Genomic DNA, 15,092 nt, shown 5'->3' on the forward strand with positions numbered 1-15,092 from the left:
GATGCCGACCTATCGTCCCGGCCCCGTTTCGCTGACCCTCGCCGTGCTGGTGGCGCTGTTCCTGCTGATGCCATTGCTGGCGGTCATTCCGGTGTCGCTGACGCCGAGCCGCATGCTGACCATGCCGACCGGCGAATTGTCGTTGCGCCACTACCGCTCGCTGATCGAGGATCCGCGCTGGCTGGACTCCATCCTTTTGTCGCTGCGCATCGGCGTGGTCAGCAGCGTGTTTTCCACCGTGCTGGCGCTCACCTTCAGCCTTGGCGTGTGGATGTTCCAGCCGCGCTTCACGGCAACCCTTGTCGGCTTCGTGCTGTTGCCGATGGTGGTGCCGCCGGTGGTCTCGGCCGTGACGCTGTATTTCCTGCTTACCTCCATCTCCGGTATCACCTCCTTCTTCGGCTATGACACCTGGCTTGGCGTGGCCATGGCGCATTCGGTGATGACGGTGCCTTTCGCCACGGTGCTGATCCTGGTTTCGCTCAGCCAGCTCGACCGGCGCATCGACCTTGCCGCGCGCGGGCTTGGCGCCAGTGTCTGGGAGCGCGCGACGCGCGTCATCATGCCCAACATCAAGTTCGGCATCGTCACCGCGGCGCTACTGTCCTTCGTCTTGTCCTGGGAAGAGATCGGCGTGACGCTGTTCATCACCTCGGTCAACGCCATCACGCTGCCACGGCTGATGTGGATGGGCCTGCGCGACAACATCGACCCGGCGATCGCCGCACTTTCGGTGATCCTGATCGTCATCACCGTGCTGGTGCTGGCCGTGCGCAGCGTGGTCACCAGGCAGCGCAGCGCGCCGTAAGCAGGGCCCCTCAAGGCCAACACTTAGGACTATTCGCCGATATCACTTTCCTCGTGACTTTTGCGACCACTCCAGCCACCGCCACGGTCGCAAGACAATATAGGCCGCGAGAAATGCTCTTTGTGCCAAGCCGATCTCGCTATGCCAAACCTCCCTTGCGCCCGCTGCTCGCAAGGCTTTGCGTTGGGCATTGTTGCGAGACCAGTTTTTGCTGATGCTGCCCGGCCGATAGTATTTGTGACACAGGAGTTCAGGTACGCGGATAAAACCGCCAAGCAACGACAGATGCAGAAGCCAGGTCCAGTCCGCGCTGTATTCGCCCTGGCTGTTGGGCTTGATGCCGCCGCTGCGATGGAATGCCCATGATCTGAACAAGGGTAGTGTGCTGAGAGTTCTGCAAATTCGCTGAGAGGGGGCGGTCATGGCAGGCTGGTGATTGTTCACGTCACCGATTCCCGCGAAGGAACGCCACCATGACCAAGATTGAAAGTAAGACCGCCAGCGCTGCCGTCAAAGACATTCTGCTTTCGAACCCGGATGGACTGCACGAAGTGATCCGCGCGGTGATGCAGGAGGTGCTCGAGGCCGAGATGGACGAGGCGCTTGGTGCTTCGAAAAGCGAACGCACGCCGGAGCGGCTGGGCTACCGCTCGGGCTACTATGGCCGCACCCTTGTCACGCGTGTCGGCAAGCTTGAGCTGCGGGTTCCGCAGGACCGCTCGGGGCGCTTCTCGACCGAATTGTTCGAGCGCTACCAGCGTTCGGAGCGAGCCTTGGTGGCGACGCTGGCCGAGATGTATGTGCAGGGTGTGTCGACCAGGAAGGTGAAGGCGATCACCGAGGAGCTGTGCGGTCATGCGTTTTCGGCCTCGTCGATCTCGGCCATCAACAAGCGGCTGGACGAGAGCCTCGCTGCCTTTGCCAGGCGCCCCCTTCAAGAGCCGTTCCCTTACCTCATCCTCGACGCGCGCTATGAGAAGGTGCGTGAAGCCGGCGTCGTCATGAGCCAGGCGGTGCTGATCGCTGTCGGCATCGACTGGGACGGAAGGCGCCAGATCCTGGCTGTGGAGATGGCCAATCGCGAGAGCCGTTCGGCCTGGAAAGACTTTCTCGTCTCGCTGAAGGCGCGCGGCCTCAAGGGTGTCGAGCTGGTCGTCTCCGACGACCATGCCGGCCTCGTGGCGGCGATCGGTGAGGTGATCCCGGAAGCGGCATGGCAACGCTGCTACGTCCACTTCCTCAGGAACGCGCTCGATCATCTGCCGCGCAAGCACGGCGACGACTGTCTGCAGGAACTGCGCTGGCTCTACGACCGGCGCGATCTCGCTGAGGCCAAGGCCGATCTCGCCGCATGGCTCGCCAAATGGTCGCCTCGTTATCCGCGCCTGACAGGCTGGGCCGAGGATGCCATCGAACAGACCCTGACCTTCTTCAGGCTGCCGAGACAGCACCACAAGCATCTCAAGTCCACCAACATGCTCGAACGGCTCAACGAGGAAATCCGCCGGCGCACCTATGTCGTGCGCATCTTCCCCAACGCCGAAAGCTGCCTGCGCCTCGTCAGGGCCTTGGCTGTCGAGACCAACGAAAACTGGATGGAGGCCAACCGCTACATCAACATGGACGACCTGCGCGAGCACAAGAAGCTCGCTCTGCGCCAAGCCGCATGACCAGCATCGTGGCCGCCCCAATTTGCAGAACTTGACGCACACAACCTGAACAAGCCGCGGTTGGGAACCCACCATCCGCGCGGCTGCCGCGCCATCAACCGCCCACGCGCAAAACTACCCTGCGCGGCCGGAAGCGAATCGAACGTCCATATCGCACGCTCGCCACTGACTTCGATCACCTCGAGATCGCTGAACGACATTACCGCATCGGGATTGTCATCCAGGGCCTTCACCAGTGCTTCCACGTAGGTCGGATCGATGATGTCGTCATGAAAGGCAAAGAACATCAACTCGCCGGTGGCATTGGCCATGAGGTCGTTGGAATTTTTCAGCCAGCCCAGATTCTGCTTTCGGCGCAGGATACGGACATTGTCACGGGTGCTTGCGAATGCCGAAACGATGTCGAACGTCGTATCCGTCGAGTTATCCTCGCCGACCAGGATCTCGATATCGTCCCAGGTCTGCGCGGCAAGGCTGTCCAGGTTGCGCGAAATGAATGCGGATGAATTGTAACACGGCACCAGAGCAGTGACCTTGGGCCGCCAACCGGATACGGCCTGATGTGTGCGACCCTGTCCTGTTCCATCCATTTCAGTCGACCCCGCAAATCTGGGTTACCAGGCGTTCCGCGAGCCACGGCGCCGTCGAGTATTTTCCGGTGTCGACGGAAATGTAGCTGCCCAGGCGATTGACCCGAATTGATCCCGCCGGTGGATCGTGGCGTTCGGATCGCTGAGCGAACCGCGGCCCTGTGCAAAGACGAAACCGCCACGCACCTCAAGTTCTTCGGCGTCATCGAACAGACAGGAAACGCTTGGCACAAGCTCGACGAGCCGGGCGCGAACGTCAGCGATGAAGCGCCGCCTTGCCTCAGCATCCAGCGTGCTCGGCGTTCCGATCGACAATTCGCCGCTTTCGGCAAGAAGGCCGCTCGGATACCACGAGAGATAGAAGTTGCGTCCGTCGTAATTCTTTATGTCGCCAAACGGACCAAGGGCGACGACCGCACACGGGACGTCAACCGGCTGCCTTGTGCGGCCGAACAGGCAAAGGCGGTATCTGTGCGACCAGCCCGGGACCGGCTCCACGCCAGCCGTGCGATCGACAGCCAATCGCCCCTCCCACAGGCAATTGACGACGATGTCGAATGCCTCGCTTTTCTCGCCTTCGACTGTAATGCGCCATTGGCCGTCAATCCCGTCTTTCGGCGCTGCCGATAGGATCTTGGCAGCCATCCGCAGGCTGATGTTGGGTTCGCTTTTGAGCACCTCGCAAAGCCGGTCGGCAATCCAGCGCGTGTTGACGGATCGCTCTGGCACCTTGAAACCGTCGATGACTTCATCCGAGTTGGTGATACCGGCCAATTCCGCTCTGGAGAGCCTTTTCGAGCGCGCCGCCGACACATCGACGAGATAGTGGGCGGCATCGGCATGGCTGTGCAGCAACGCATCCACGCGTTCAAATATCTTCCCCAGTTGCTCAGCGCCTACGATCGAGTTGCGATGAACCAGATACAGATCGTCCGAGATCGTCGTGTGCGCTTCGAGATTGCTTTCGATCAACGCCGATGCCAGGTCGCCGAAACGAAGTCCTCCCGAAAGGAGGTGCCGGGCGGTCAACAGTGACGGATCGGCGCCGTAGAGATAGCCGAGGTGAATCTTGCCCTCGTTCCAGCGACTGGCACAGGCGAGCGGCTCGTTCTCTTTGTCGAAGAGGGAGACCACAAAGCCTTTGCGCGCCATCATGATAGCAAGGCAGCTGCCCATGATGCCCGCACCAAGGACGGCTATTCTGCCACGAACCGCTTTCATTCGCTGACGCACATAACGGCCTCTCCGTTCCCACGGTTATCAAGCTGGGTCCAATACGTAGTCGTCGGGATCGTATTCGGTATCGCACAAAACCAGCAGGGACGGGTTCTCACCCTCATATGTCTGCAGCGCCCATACTTCTGGCGCGATCAAGAGTGCGCGGTCCGATGCGATAAGTGACACGCGCTCGACTCGCTCCTGATAGCGAAGCTCAATGCCGATCTCACCTGAGAGCCGCATCATCAGCTGCCGGCCCGAGCGGTGAGAATGGCCACCCCGGACCGTTCCGCGCGGCGCTGTGACGACGAACGCCCGCACGGCATGGAAGTTGTAGCCGGCGAATTGGACGGCCGTCAGCATGCCTCTGAGATCGCATTGCGTCGTGGTCGGGATTTCGGCGACCTTGCCGCCGAACAGCATTCGATTCTGCATCCCGCAAGCGCCCCCGCCTCAAACCAGAGTCGAGTATATAGAGGATAGGCCTATACCAAAAGGCATAAGATACAATGACTTGAGCCGTGTTCTTGACCGATGGACATACGGCGAAAGTTGACAGGCCGCTTCAATCCCAGCTCGGGACTGCCGGCTTCCAGTCTATCTTGGTGGTTCGAAAAATTTGCGAAGAATGACAGGCCTTTGACGCTTGGCGGAATCTTCTGGTGCGCATCATGGCGCTCCCTTCAATCGGCCATCACGTCAAAGTAAAGGCCCGCCGGGAGCGGCGGGCCTCACGAAGTGCCTAAGTGGAAGCTCGGCACTTCAGATGATCCGGGGGTGTGGATCGCCCGCGAAGTTAGCCGCCGGCAGCCGCTCAAGCGACTTACAAATCGGTAATCTTCGCTTCGTGCGGCATCACGAGGGCAAGAAAAAGCCACGCGCTTTCAGCCGCTTGCGGACGTAAGCCGTGGTCGAGCCGGCTATCATTCAAGCAAAAGTGATGGGCCGTCATCGCGCGCCACGGTGATCGGAGCGACGGATCAAGACAGGGCGGAAAAGTGTGAAACGCAACACCGGCGCCGCCATGCGGCCCGTCGGGTTGTTCGCAAATCAGCGCCCCTGAAGCAAGGGAGGCGCCGGCGCAGACGAAGGCCCCCGGCCTCGCCTGCGTACGCGCCTGCTTAAGCGGCCTGCGGCCGCCGCATCCTTTCGACAAGCGCCTGCCGGTCCGGTCCGGCGAAAGGCTTGTCTATGGCGAGCAAGCCGTCAAGCAGCGCGAGAAGGTCGCGCGCGGCCGAAGACTTGCAGGAATAATAGACCATCTGACGATCGCGGCGGGTTTCGACCAGGCCAAACCTGCGCAGTTTGGCAAGGTGTTGCGACAGCGCCGATTGGCTGAGCTCGACCTTGTCGGCAAGGACGCCGACGGAGAGTTCGTTCTCGGCCAGGTAGTTCATGATGAGCAGACGTTTCTCGTTGCCCATCACCGCAAGAAAGGCTGCCGCACTTTCTGCGTTGGCAGTAAGTTTCTTCGTGACCATGTATTTCCCCATGTTCATGCTCTCCCGAAGGCCATGGGGGCGATGGCTTCAGAGTTCCAGAGCGTTGGTGACCTGCCCCGGGTACAAATCCGGGACCTGCCTGCTTCTTGTTTCGGCCAAAAATCCCGTCGTAACCCGGTTGCCACCACGTCGGGATCGCTGGCCTCGGACAGAGTGCGCGGCACTTTTGCTAGGCGCAAGTGTGCGTAGACTCGGAAAAATTCCGCGCTGCTAATGCGTATCAGCGCCGCGTCCATTCAGCAAGAATATATCGTGGCCCGAAAAAAGCGGCAAAGCCGAGGGGGTGGGTAGGAGCCAATGCGCTGCCCGCGCAATGGCCTGCCGAGCGCGAAGGACTCACCCTCAACCCAAAGCCGTGCTAATATTAGCCGGGGTACAAAGAGGGCGTAACAAGGCTCGAGGAGGAAGCCATGTCCATTGCGACCAGTCAGCGGAATACATTCACCCCCGACGAGACATCCATGCTTGGCCGCGTCTTCGACAATGGCAATTTCGAGGGCGAGACGGTCGAGCAGAAAGAGTCGCGCGCCTCGCGCATCATCGCCAACTATATGGCCGGCATCACCGACGAAGCGGAGCTGATCGAGCTTTCGCGAAGGCCGCTCGGAAGATAGCCGCGGGCGCAAGGCAGCCGACTTCACGCTCTGTTGAAACGCCGGGATGAAACCTCCTCAAAAGCCCGGCGTTTGATGTTGTCAAACGCATCAGGGCTTTCACGATGATCCAGGGATGGTTTTCCAGGCCGGTCGAAGTCGCGGTTGGCGTAGCCGGTTCGATCCGACACATATCCAATGCCGAGCAAGCCATTGAATTGCTGACTGGACAATGGCGCGATGCCGGCAGCGCACCACATGGCGCGGCATTGCGCGCCTGCCGGCGGGCGGTCAGAGGCGACGTCGCCGCTGACAACGCCAGGGATGCCTTCGTCAGCGCCGCGCGCGAGGCGCATGTGCTGGTCGAGTGAGCGTGGTTTTTGCGTGCTCCAAGAGGTGCGGGAGCGCCTTTGTCTCGAGACCGCAAAAACTTCGGAACCTAATGCGCGGTGGTTGGTTAATGCGCGGGTCCGCTGCTCGTCCGACGGACCCGCATCGGGCGCCGACCGGCGCCGATTGCTTGCTCAAAAAACGATCATAAGATTGGAGGAAGTGATGAACGATGTCTGGTTTTCCGAACCGGTCGTGATCGATTTCCAGCCAAACGGCCAACGCAAGGTATCCAGCTGCTTCGAAGCCATGGAGTGCCTCGATGAGCGGTGGCCGGGACAGGCGCGCGACGGCGCCTGGCGCTCGGCAAGCCGTGTGTCGCGACGCACTCGATGGCCTGCGCAGCCCCGTGGAAGCCCGCAAGACGCTGCGCAAAGCAGCCAAGGTCGCAGGGCTGCTTGCCTAAACACCGGAATTCCCCAGGTGCCCCGCCAGGGGCGCCAGCAGGCCCGTCGCGGTTCCCCATTGCCGCGGCGGGCTTGTGTTTATGAGCAATTCCAGGAAAAGTGTGAGCGGTTAAGTTCGGCGACTTCGCCGTAACCCTCCGTCCGGAATTGCGTAAAAACAGGAAGTTAGAGCGCTTCGCCGTTCGTGAAACGGTGAAACGCTCCATAGGCGAAGCGACGGCCGGCGCATACTCGGGATCGCGTTTGGCAACGCATCCAATGGGTTTACATGAAAACGCCGGCCGCTGGGCTTCGGGGTTGCCTGACCGGTTCAGGCCGCTTCATTTTCGTCGAGTCGCATCAGCGGTGACAACGCAAGGTCCGGGCCATGGTGAATGGGTGGTTACTATCCACAGGCCACTGCCGCAGGACCGCTCAGGCGAACCCACCGAGCACCTCCGGGAACTGGGCCGCCATCGCTCCCTCTTCCGCTTGCCTGGCAAAGATATCGTAGACCTTGCGGCCATCATAGCGGGCGCGGCGGCGAAGCCGCTCGCGGCTGTTCAGCAGGCTGCCGATTTTATCGAAGCGGCGGACAAAGCGCTTCATCAGTCCGCGCTCGAACGGCACGCGGCGTTGGAACGGCGCGCTCCACGGCGTATCCCTGGCCAGGTCGCGATAGATGTCGAGCGCGGCGAGCTCGACGCCGATCGGCACCTTGTCCCAAGGCTTGCCCCAGCTGAAATGCCGGGCAAGGGCCTCGCCGAAAGGCAGCTGCCAGCTGTAGTTCGTCATGACGTTCCACGCCGGGTGCAGCGTTTGCCATTTGCCCTGGAATGCGAGGTTCAGCGCACCCTGGTCCAATCCGTCGACGTGAAGCGAGGCAAAGTGGCGCGCCGCGCCCAGCAAGCCATCTTTCCTGACGCGCGGCAGGTCGAGCAAAAGTACGCCGGAGTTGAAGTATGGCGCGCCCGGCTGCATCGAAAGCCGTTTGCGGAATCCGGGTTCGAAATACGACTGGACATCGTGCGCCGCGAGCAGCGGCGCGTTGAGCGGCGTCTCGATCAGGTCGAGGATCGACCGGTTGAAGAGAACATCGCTGTCCAGATAGACAACCCGCTCGTAAGGGGTGAACTCAACCATCTCGTCGACGAAGAGCCGCATATACACGGCAAGGCTGAGGTGGCCCGGGGTAAACGCCACGCTGCGCATCATCTGTGACAGATCGATGATGCGGACACTGTCGCCCAGCAGCCGCCGCGCCGCGGCAAGGTCGTCCGCGCCGACATCCATCTGGAGGATAAAAGCGTCTATCGGCAGCGAAACGTCCAGCACCCGGCGCGCCGCAAGGCAGGCATAGGGAAAATACTTGGCGTCCGCCGCCAGAAAGAAACAGGACTTCGTCATTGGTGCCGGTCAATCGCAACCCATTTGCGTCGTTGCGCCGACTGCCACAAAATACCGCGCGATGAAAGCCTCGATCTGACCGGCACGCCAGATCATGACAGCGGGAGCCCTGTCCGCAGCGCGAGAAATGCGCTGCCTGACTGCAACGCATAACCCCCAAGCCTACGACCTTGTGTTCCCGGCAACGAGCTTGGCAATCGCTTCGTCAATGCCGGTGCGGCCTTTGCGCCTTTCAGCATTCGGATCACGGAAATCGATCCAGCCTTCGTTGAAGCCATCGATCATTTGCATGCGCATCTCGGGATGGCGCATGGCCTGATCGCGGAAGATCTTCTCCCAGCAGTCGCGTGGAACGGTGCTGGCGAAGGTTTAGGTCCAGAGGCTTTGTTACGGGGAATATCCAGAGATAGGGATGAACACCCCGAGACCGGGCTTCCGCTTGGCGCGCCCCAATCGAGGCGAACCGTTTTGTTACGGAGGGGCGAATAGGCCGGCGCCGCCCTGCCAACAAAAAGCCGCCGAGCGAGGCCCGGCGGCGTTTCGTTCACCATCTGGTCGGTTGGTCCCGCCTTAAGGGGTTGTTGTCGATGTGGGTGCCGCGGCAGCGGCAGCGGCGTCGATCTTGCCCGCCAGCGTATCCTTGGCCCAGGCAGTGACCTGGGCATCGACCGGCTTGTTGGCCATGTCCGCAAGGGCCGCGTCCAAAGACGCGTCGGTGGGGGCCGGAGCATTGGCAGCCGCGGTCTGCGCGTCCGCCAGCGCCGCGTTAGCGGCATCAAGCGCCGCCTGCGCATCAGCGAGCTGTTGCGGAGTCGGGACGTCGGCGGGCAGGGTATTCGGATCAGCCGCGGCCGCATTCAGCGCGTCGAGCTTTGCCTGGGCGTCGGCCACGCCCTGAGTAGCGGCGTCAACCGCTGCCTGCGCGTTCTGGGCTGCCGCGGCTTGCGTCACATAGTCCTGGACGCCAGCGAACTTCTTGCTCTTGGAATTCATGTAGGCTTGAAAGTTGCGCTGCAGCGAATTCAGCCGGCCAAGCTTGGCATGAATGTTCTTTTCCTTGGGCGTGGCGGCCGTCGTGGTATCGTCGGTTGCCGCATCATCGGTCGAGCTGTCGTCGGACGCGCCGACATCGGCGCTCTTGTTGTGTCCCGGAGCCGAAGCAGATTTGCCGTGCGAGGCGCCGCTGTTTCCATTGCCGTTGCCGCCGGCATTGCCACCGCCGTTGCCGCCATTGCTGTTGCCGCCGCCATTCCCGTGGCCGCCATTCCCGTGGCCGCCGCCATTTCCGCCGGCGCCGGCAAGGGCGGGGGCGGTCGCGAGCGCGAGAATCGCCAGGGATGCCATAAGTGCGTTTCGCAATGTCATGGTGCTTCTCCGCAGATGAATCGTTGCATGCCCCAACCGCTAGGCAAACCACTATGAGGATTTCCTAACGGCATCGGATAAACTTTAGGCAATTGCGGTTGCAAAACGAGAGCGGGACAGGCGCCTTCACGCAGTTTTCGCAGAGAACCAGGTTAAGCCATTGAAATCCCACGAAAATGCAAAGGGCTTAGCAGTTTGGGCCGTTTGAAACAAAGAGGGCCTCTGTCGTGCCGGACCATGGTCCTAGAGAGGTAGTCGGCCACCAGATTCGTGCAATCGGGAACAGCCAAGCTTCGGAAGCCTGGCGAGAGGGCACGCGTCGCGGCAAGTGCCTGCTTATCAGTTTGGACAACGACCCAACCAGTTCCGAAGCTCACCGGAGAAGGCGACGAAGCAATCTCCTAGACATGGTGCTACGCAGCGCCGCTTGGGGCCAAAAGTGTTACCCATGTCTCCAGTATAAACCGTAACCTATGTGTCCGGAACGGACATGCCAAACGGCGACTGGCAACAACCCGTTAACGCCCTTTTACCGGCGCGCGTGGGTATGACGGCGGCCATCATCTCAAGGCCGCGAGCGGTGCGAATGGGTCAAACAGCACGAGCAGCAAAGAGCCTATCGCGATCGCCAGGAATAGACAGGCTAGCACCTCTAACGGCCTGTGCGTCCAGTGCGTTGGAAGGGCCGGCGCCTGCGCCCACGCCGTCCATGGTGATTCCGCACGCTCTGCTTTCCGCGCTCGTTTTATATCCAGCCGCTGCTGAGCGAATTGCTGCCGGGTTTGTTTGGATGAAGAGAGCGAGTTGTCTTGAAGCCAGGCTTTAAATTTGCCGGCGTGGACGTTCACTCTGATAGAGGGAAAGCCTTGGCGGCGTTGCTCAGCTTCAAACGCTTTGAAATTGTCCCACCACTCCTCCCATGTCGGCGGCAGATCACCCGTTTCCGAAAGCTTGAGGATGAGTGCGTAATCACGAGGTTTGTAAACCGGAGCGGCAGGCCATTTACCGGTGTCCGTCATCGCCCTGCCTTGCGCCAGCCGGCTGCCACCGCTTCCTCTTCAGAGCATAGCGGCTCCGCAACCGCCGGCGGATCTCGCAGGGCAGCAGCGATGTCATCGAAGGGCCGTTCCATGTCCAAAACATAGATCGGAACCGAGAATCTGTGAATCCCTGTTTAAGTAAGCCAGGCTTCATCAAAATGGACGACGACATAGTTCACACGAAGGTATGGAATCGATGAACTGAGAAAACTTTAGGATGTTCGAGGTTGCAGGCATGTGTTGGCTGGAAGATCGCCGAGGTGCGTGGTCCGCGAAATCGATCATTGAGCTTGAACGCGCTGAGCGCGCCGCCAAGACGGCCAGATTGAAATCGCTTCGTATGGTCCAGATTTTGCCAGAGGCTGACACGCACGATTCGTTGAACGAGGAACTCGACTGCTCGGTGCTTGTCGCAGCAATTTATTTTTGCCCTGAATCAGTAGGAAGTTATGACCGCTTACGTCCGACAGCGGCTCGCGGAAATTGGCGCTGATCCAGCACTCCGTCGAGGGCCGATCAACGAGATTTCTTCCCACGACCAACGGAATTTAGCCGCTGATTTACTTTCGGGCCTGGGGTATAGGATACGGCTATTGATTATTGTCCATTTGCTGGACAAGGAAAGGAGTGTTGCGGATTTAGTTTCCCGGATTAAATGCAGCCAGGCCACTCTGTCGCAACATTTAAGCAAGTTGCTTGAAGTCGGTATCGTCGAGGGACGTTACCATCGTGGTCGGCGGTACTATTCGTGCAAATCGGAAGAAGCCAAACAGGTGGTCCGTTTGCTAGATCGCCTCGCTACAAATGAAATGATCCCAAGAGCCAAGGCGGTTGCCGGTGAGCTATAGCGCATATAAGCAATCTCCAATATACTGCGCCGCAGCGTTGGGACCCTGACCTGATGTTGCACTGGCGGATGGCAGAATTCAGGGAGAGACGCGACCCGCTGGCTTCGGTTGGCGGGTTTTTTATTTGCGCTTCGGAAAATCAATGACCTGTGCCTCGGGCAGGGGCTTCAACGGCACATGCCCCGGCTGTTCGTGATAGAAGACCTGGCGTAGGTCGTGCTGATCGACTTTCTGCCCGCAATATGGGCAAGGATAGAAATAGTCCTCTTCGCGCGCCGGCTCGCCGCCGTGTCGCTTGCCAGGGATTGGCGAGCCGAGATCGGAGAGCTTCATGTCGGTTTGTCCACCAGCGGCGTCTTTCTCGTCGGCGGCTTGTAGGCATTCACTAACGTCGCTGCCTGCATTGGGATCTGATCAAGGTGATCTATTGCCATGTGGCGCGCCGCCGGCCGCGATGATCGGGACCTGCAGTTTCCACAAACCACGCGGTTACGCCGGAGAAGCGACAAGGCTGGACGCCCGGAGGACCAAAGTCTGACTCGCACGAGCATTGGGCCCGACCGGTAACAAACGCTTTCTTGGCAGGCGGGTTGGAGGGTAAAAGAATCCCACCAATGCAAACGCATGCGGCATCGGGGACCGAAAAGTGATCATCGAGCTATTTGGCCCAGCCGGCTCAGGTAAGACGACTTTCGCACATGCGCTTCAACGTCATCTGCAATTACAGGGCTTCATCGCCAAGGTAATGCTTTCATATGAACCTGGTGTCCATCACTCACCGCTGGACCCTGGTGGGTTCTGGTATGCACTACACCGTGTCGCCATATCAACGATCCGGACTGCCGCCTTTGCCTGTCGTCCTATCGACAACGCCAAAGGGTTCAGACTGGCCGCCAGGCTGATATGGATTCTGGCGCCGAGAAATCCGATCTGGCTGATCAGGTTCAGCCAGTATCTCATGACTCTCTCCCACGTTTGGCATCAGCCGTACGACGCTCGTCAGATTGTGATCTTCGACCAAGGTTTTATCCAGCTTGTCTGTTCATTAGGCCAGTTCAGCGGAGTTTCGGACGCAGAGAAACTTCGATCTGCCTTGGCACTGATCCCGCCATCGCATCTTGTCATAGCTACCAACGCGGCCGAGCCATTGCTGTCAAAGCGCCTGAGTGACCGGCTCCTTCAGCAAACCTATATGGAGCGCCTGTTCGAGGCGGATTGCAGTGCCAACCTGCAGTCGATCCAAATAATTGAGCAGGTTAAAAGCATCCTTCTCGGCAGCGGCAGATTCATATTAAGCATCGATACGTCGGATGAAGGCGGTCTCCAGGAAGGTGTAGCTCGTGTAGCAAGGGAGATTGGCGCGGCATGGCCGGCTCATGATAGGCGGTTGCCTGGAGGTTCGCGCGGTTCGAGGAAAAAGCAAGCTCAGGCGTAAAGGAGAGATTGCACCTGAAAACTGACACCGCGCTGACACAGCCGGAACTAGATACACGCACCCGGACATTGACAGCAGCAAAAACCAGCAAAATCAGCAGTTTATTGGCGATCCCGACAGGATTCGAACCTGTGACCATCGGCTTAGAAGGCCGGTGCTCTATCCAGCTGAGCTACGGGACCGTCGGCCGGCCGGGCCGGCTGGTGCGCTAGACGCCAGGCGACGCAAAGACTCGGGTGGTCAGTGCGTCCAGGGCGTCCTGCGGTCATAGCGGAAATTGTCGGAATAGGAAATCTGCCGGCGCTTGGTCTCTTTCGGTTCCTCGACGCGATAGGCGATCTTTTCCTTGTCGGCGTAGGCCATCGCCTCTTCCTTCGTCTCGAAGGTAAGCTTCACCTGGCTCAGCATGTCGCCCGAGGTGGTGTAGCCCATCAAGGGATCGATCTTCTTGCGCTGTGCCGGATCGAACTCCAGCACCCAATGTCCGGTCTTGGCCTTGCCGGACTGCATCGCGGTTTTGGCTGGACTGAAAATGCGCGCGGACATGACCACCTCGTTGTCGCCCCGAAAACCGGGCACCCTTCCCGAAGCGCCCGAGCCTGCCGGTTTCCGGCCTGAACTCGCGCGCCAATCCGTCAATACTGTGCAACCGCGCCGACGGCAAGGCCGCAGGCGCCTGATGCACGTAGCGAGGGTTGCGGAACCTGACGCTCTGCCCGGCATTATCCGAACGTCAGCCGGCCGCTTCCGCCAGACAATGTGGACGGCGTGCGACCGCTTCCCCTGAGCCATATCAAAACCGGACGTTCCCCATGACCAATGCAACCGAACATGCCGTCCTCCAGGTCGCCGTCCTTGTCGGCAGCCTTCGCGCCCAGTCCTTCAGCCGCAAGATCGCCAAGGCGCTTGCCGCGCGAGCGCCGGATTCGCTGCGTTGCCGTTTCGTCGAGATCGGCGAATTGCCCCACTACAACGAGGACCTCGACGGCGACGAGCCGCCAGCGGCATGGTCGGCCTTCCGCGCCGCGATCCGCGAATGCGACGCCGTCCTGTTCGTCACGCCCGAATACAACCGCTCGATCCCAGGCTGCCTGAAGAATGCGCTCGATGTCGGCTCGCGCCCTTCGGGCAAAAGCGTCTACAAAGGCCTGCCCGCCGGCGTCGTCAGCGTCACGCCCTACAAGCTCGGCGCTTTCGGCGCCAACCATGCCTTGCGCCAGACCTTTGTGTTCCTCGACATGCCGGTGATGCAGCAGCCGGAAGCCTATATCGGCACCGTCGGCGAGCTGCTCGACGATAAGGGCGCTGTGAAAAACAGCGAAACCGCAGATTTCCTGGAAAAGTTCATGGGCGCGCTGGAAAACTGGATCAACACTGTTCGTCCCGGCAGCTCGGCCTTCGACGCCTTCATGAAGGAACGGCAGAAGATCGCGGCGGACTATGTCAATGGCGACGCCACCTCGCTCAAGGCCATCGTCACCCATTCGGAACCGGCAACCTTCTTTTCGCCGCGCGGCGACCATCTCGAAGGCGCCGACGCGGTTGCCGGCCGCTACGAGCGCGATGCGGCGAGCTTCCACAAAGGCGGCAGCACCGACCTGGAGGTGCTGCAGTCATCGGCAAGCGGCGAACTGGCTTTCTGGAGCGGCCTTCAGCACGCCAAGGCGCGGATGGGCAAGAACGGCGATGCGACCGACATGACCTTGCGGGTGACGGAGGTGTTCCGGTTGGAGGACGGCGCCTTCAAGCTGGTGCATCGGCACGCCGATCCTGTTCATTAGCCGGCGCTTGCCAACTCCGCGACACAATGCCGAGCTTGTTTGCAACGAGCGCCTATTCC

General features: G+C 60.3%; 18 protein-coding genes, 1 tRNA gene and 1 pseudogene. 8 read left to right on the top strand and 12 right to left on the bottom strand.

Going from position 1 to position 15,092, the window contains the following annotated elements; translation table 11 throughout:
- Position 1 precedes the first annotated feature (1 nt).
- Positions 2-808 carry an ABC transporter permease gene (locus ACVDG8_RS05555; protein ID WP_447253813.1) on the top strand — a complete coding sequence of 269 codons (807 nt, stop codon included), beginning with the start codon at positions 2-4 and terminating at the stop codon, positions 806-808.
- Positions 809-850: 42 nt separating this feature from the next.
- On the opposite strand, the gene ACVDG8_RS05560 is transcribed toward ACVDG8_RS05555, so the two are convergent.
- Positions 851-1,252 carry a hypothetical protein gene (locus ACVDG8_RS05560; protein WP_447253814.1) on the bottom strand — a complete coding sequence of 134 codons (402 nt, stop codon included), beginning with the start codon at positions 1,250-1,252 and terminating at the stop codon, positions 851-853.
- A 29-nt stretch (positions 1,253-1,281) separates the two neighbouring features.
- On the opposite strand from ACVDG8_RS05560, the gene ACVDG8_RS05565 reads away from it, so the two are divergent.
- Positions 1,282-2,478 (top strand): IS256 family transposase, encoded by a 1,197-nt coding sequence (locus tag ACVDG8_RS05565; RefSeq protein ID WP_447253601.1) that lies wholly within the window; start codon positions 1,282-1,284, stop codon positions 2,476-2,478.
- Here ACVDG8_RS05565 and ACVDG8_RS05570 read toward each other — a convergent pair.
- From ACVDG8_RS05570 to ACVDG8_RS05585, 4 genes are all read right to left on the bottom strand, one after another.
- A complete protein-coding gene (locus tag ACVDG8_RS05570) occupies positions 2,418-3,068 on the bottom strand; it encodes a glycosyltransferase family 2 protein (RefSeq protein WP_447253815.1) in 651 nt (216 codons plus the stop codon). The two genes, ACVDG8_RS05565 and ACVDG8_RS05570, sit on opposite strands and share 61 nt — an antisense overlap.
- Before the next feature lie 24 nt (positions 3,069-3,092).
- Positions 3,093-4,289 (bottom strand): FAD-dependent oxidoreductase, encoded by a 1,197-nt coding sequence (locus ACVDG8_RS05575; RefSeq protein ID WP_455707583.1) that lies wholly within the window; start codon positions 4,287-4,289, stop codon positions 3,093-3,095.
- A 39-nt stretch (positions 4,290-4,328) separates the two neighbouring features.
- Positions 4,329-4,709, bottom strand: coding sequence for a sugar 3,4-ketoisomerase (locus tag ACVDG8_RS05580; protein ID WP_447253817.1), 381 nt, complete (start codon positions 4,707-4,709; stop codon positions 4,329-4,331).
- A gap of 698 nt (positions 4,710-5,407) precedes the next feature.
- Positions 5,408-5,767: an ArsR/SmtB family transcription factor gene (locus tag ACVDG8_RS05585; RefSeq protein WP_447253818.1), complete on the bottom strand. Its 360-nt coding sequence runs from the start codon at positions 5,765-5,767 to the stop codon at positions 5,408-5,410.
- Between the two features lie 431 nt (positions 5,768-6,198).
- Here ACVDG8_RS05585 and ACVDG8_RS05590 point away from each other — a divergent pair, with 431 nt between their 5' ends.
- The 3 genes and pseudogenes from ACVDG8_RS05590 (at position 6,199) to ACVDG8_RS05600 (ending at position 7,177) form a co-directional block, all read left to right on the top strand.
- On the top strand, positions 6,199-6,402 hold the full coding sequence (locus ACVDG8_RS05590; protein WP_447253819.1) for a hypothetical protein: 204 nt from the start codon (positions 6,199-6,201) through the stop codon (positions 6,400-6,402).
- A gap of 104 nt (positions 6,403-6,506) precedes the next feature.
- Positions 6,507-6,752 (top strand): DUF982 domain-containing protein, encoded by a 246-nt coding sequence (locus ACVDG8_RS05595; RefSeq protein ID WP_447253820.1) that lies wholly within the window; start codon positions 6,507-6,509, stop codon positions 6,750-6,752.
- Between the two features lie 184 nt (positions 6,753-6,936).
- Positions 6,937-7,177: pseudogene (locus tag ACVDG8_RS05600) on the top strand (DUF982 domain-containing protein).
- Positions 7,178-7,592: 415 nt separating this feature from the next.
- On the opposite strand, the gene ACVDG8_RS05605 reads toward ACVDG8_RS05600, so the two are convergent.
- From ACVDG8_RS05605 to ACVDG8_RS05620, 4 genes are all read right to left on the bottom strand, one after another.
- On the bottom strand, positions 7,593-8,564 hold the full coding sequence (locus ACVDG8_RS05605) for a glycosyltransferase family 8 protein (RefSeq protein ID WP_447253822.1): 972 nt from the start codon (positions 8,562-8,564) through the stop codon (positions 7,593-7,595).
- 162 nt (positions 8,565-8,726) lie between these two features.
- Entirely contained in the window at positions 8,727-8,855 is a 129-nt protein-coding gene (locus ACVDG8_RS05610) for a hypothetical protein (protein WP_447253823.1), read from the bottom strand.
- 279 nt (positions 8,856-9,134) lie between these two features.
- The gene (locus tag ACVDG8_RS05615; RefSeq protein ID WP_447253824.1) at positions 9,135-9,908 is read right to left on the bottom strand and encodes a hypothetical protein; all 774 of its coding nucleotides are present in this window, start codon (positions 9,906-9,908) and stop codon (positions 9,135-9,137) included.
- Between the two features lie 581 nt (positions 9,909-10,489).
- Positions 10,490-10,948, bottom strand: coding sequence for a hypothetical protein (locus tag ACVDG8_RS05620; RefSeq protein WP_447253825.1), 459 nt, complete (start codon positions 10,946-10,948; stop codon positions 10,490-10,492).
- A 470-nt stretch (positions 10,949-11,418) separates the two neighbouring features.
- Here ACVDG8_RS05620 and ACVDG8_RS05625 point away from each other — a divergent pair, with 470 nt between their 5' ends.
- Positions 11,419-11,817: an ArsR/SmtB family transcription factor gene (locus tag ACVDG8_RS05625; protein ID WP_455707584.1), complete on the top strand. Its 399-nt coding sequence runs from the start codon at positions 11,419-11,421 to the stop codon at positions 11,815-11,817.
- 120 nt (positions 11,818-11,937) lie between these two features.
- Here the strand turns inward: ACVDG8_RS05625 and ACVDG8_RS05630 are convergent, their stop codons facing one another.
- Positions 11,938-12,150, bottom strand: a complete 213-nt coding sequence (locus ACVDG8_RS05630; protein WP_447253828.1) for a hypothetical protein — start codon at positions 12,148-12,150, stop codon at positions 11,938-11,940.
- A 313-nt stretch (positions 12,151-12,463) separates the two neighbouring features.
- Here ACVDG8_RS05630 and ACVDG8_RS05635 point away from each other — a divergent pair, with 313 nt between their 5' ends.
- Positions 12,464-13,252 carry a hypothetical protein gene (locus tag ACVDG8_RS05635; protein ID WP_447253829.1) on the top strand — a complete coding sequence of 263 codons (789 nt, stop codon included), beginning with the start codon at positions 12,464-12,466 and terminating at the stop codon, positions 13,250-13,252.
- Positions 13,253-13,357: 105 nt separating this feature from the next.
- Here ACVDG8_RS05635 and ACVDG8_RS05640 read toward each other — a convergent pair.
- Both ACVDG8_RS05640 and ACVDG8_RS05645 read right to left on the bottom strand, forming a co-directional pair.
- Positions 13,358-13,434 (bottom strand) — tRNA-Arg (locus ACVDG8_RS05640).
- A 58-nt stretch (positions 13,435-13,492) separates the two neighbouring features.
- On the bottom strand, positions 13,493-13,798 hold the full coding sequence (locus ACVDG8_RS05645) for an ETC complex I subunit (protein WP_447253830.1): 306 nt from the start codon (positions 13,796-13,798) through the stop codon (positions 13,493-13,495).
- A 266-nt stretch (positions 13,799-14,064) separates the two neighbouring features.
- On the opposite strand from ACVDG8_RS05645, the gene ACVDG8_RS05650 reads away from it, so the two are divergent.
- The gene (locus ACVDG8_RS05650; protein WP_447253831.1) at positions 14,065-15,033 is read left to right on the top strand and encodes an NAD(P)H-dependent oxidoreductase; all 969 of its coding nucleotides are present in this window, start codon (positions 14,065-14,067) and stop codon (positions 15,031-15,033) included.
- Positions 15,034-15,092: the final 59 nt, after the last annotated feature.

Source organism: Mesorhizobium sp. ORM8.1, from assembly GCF_053005525.2.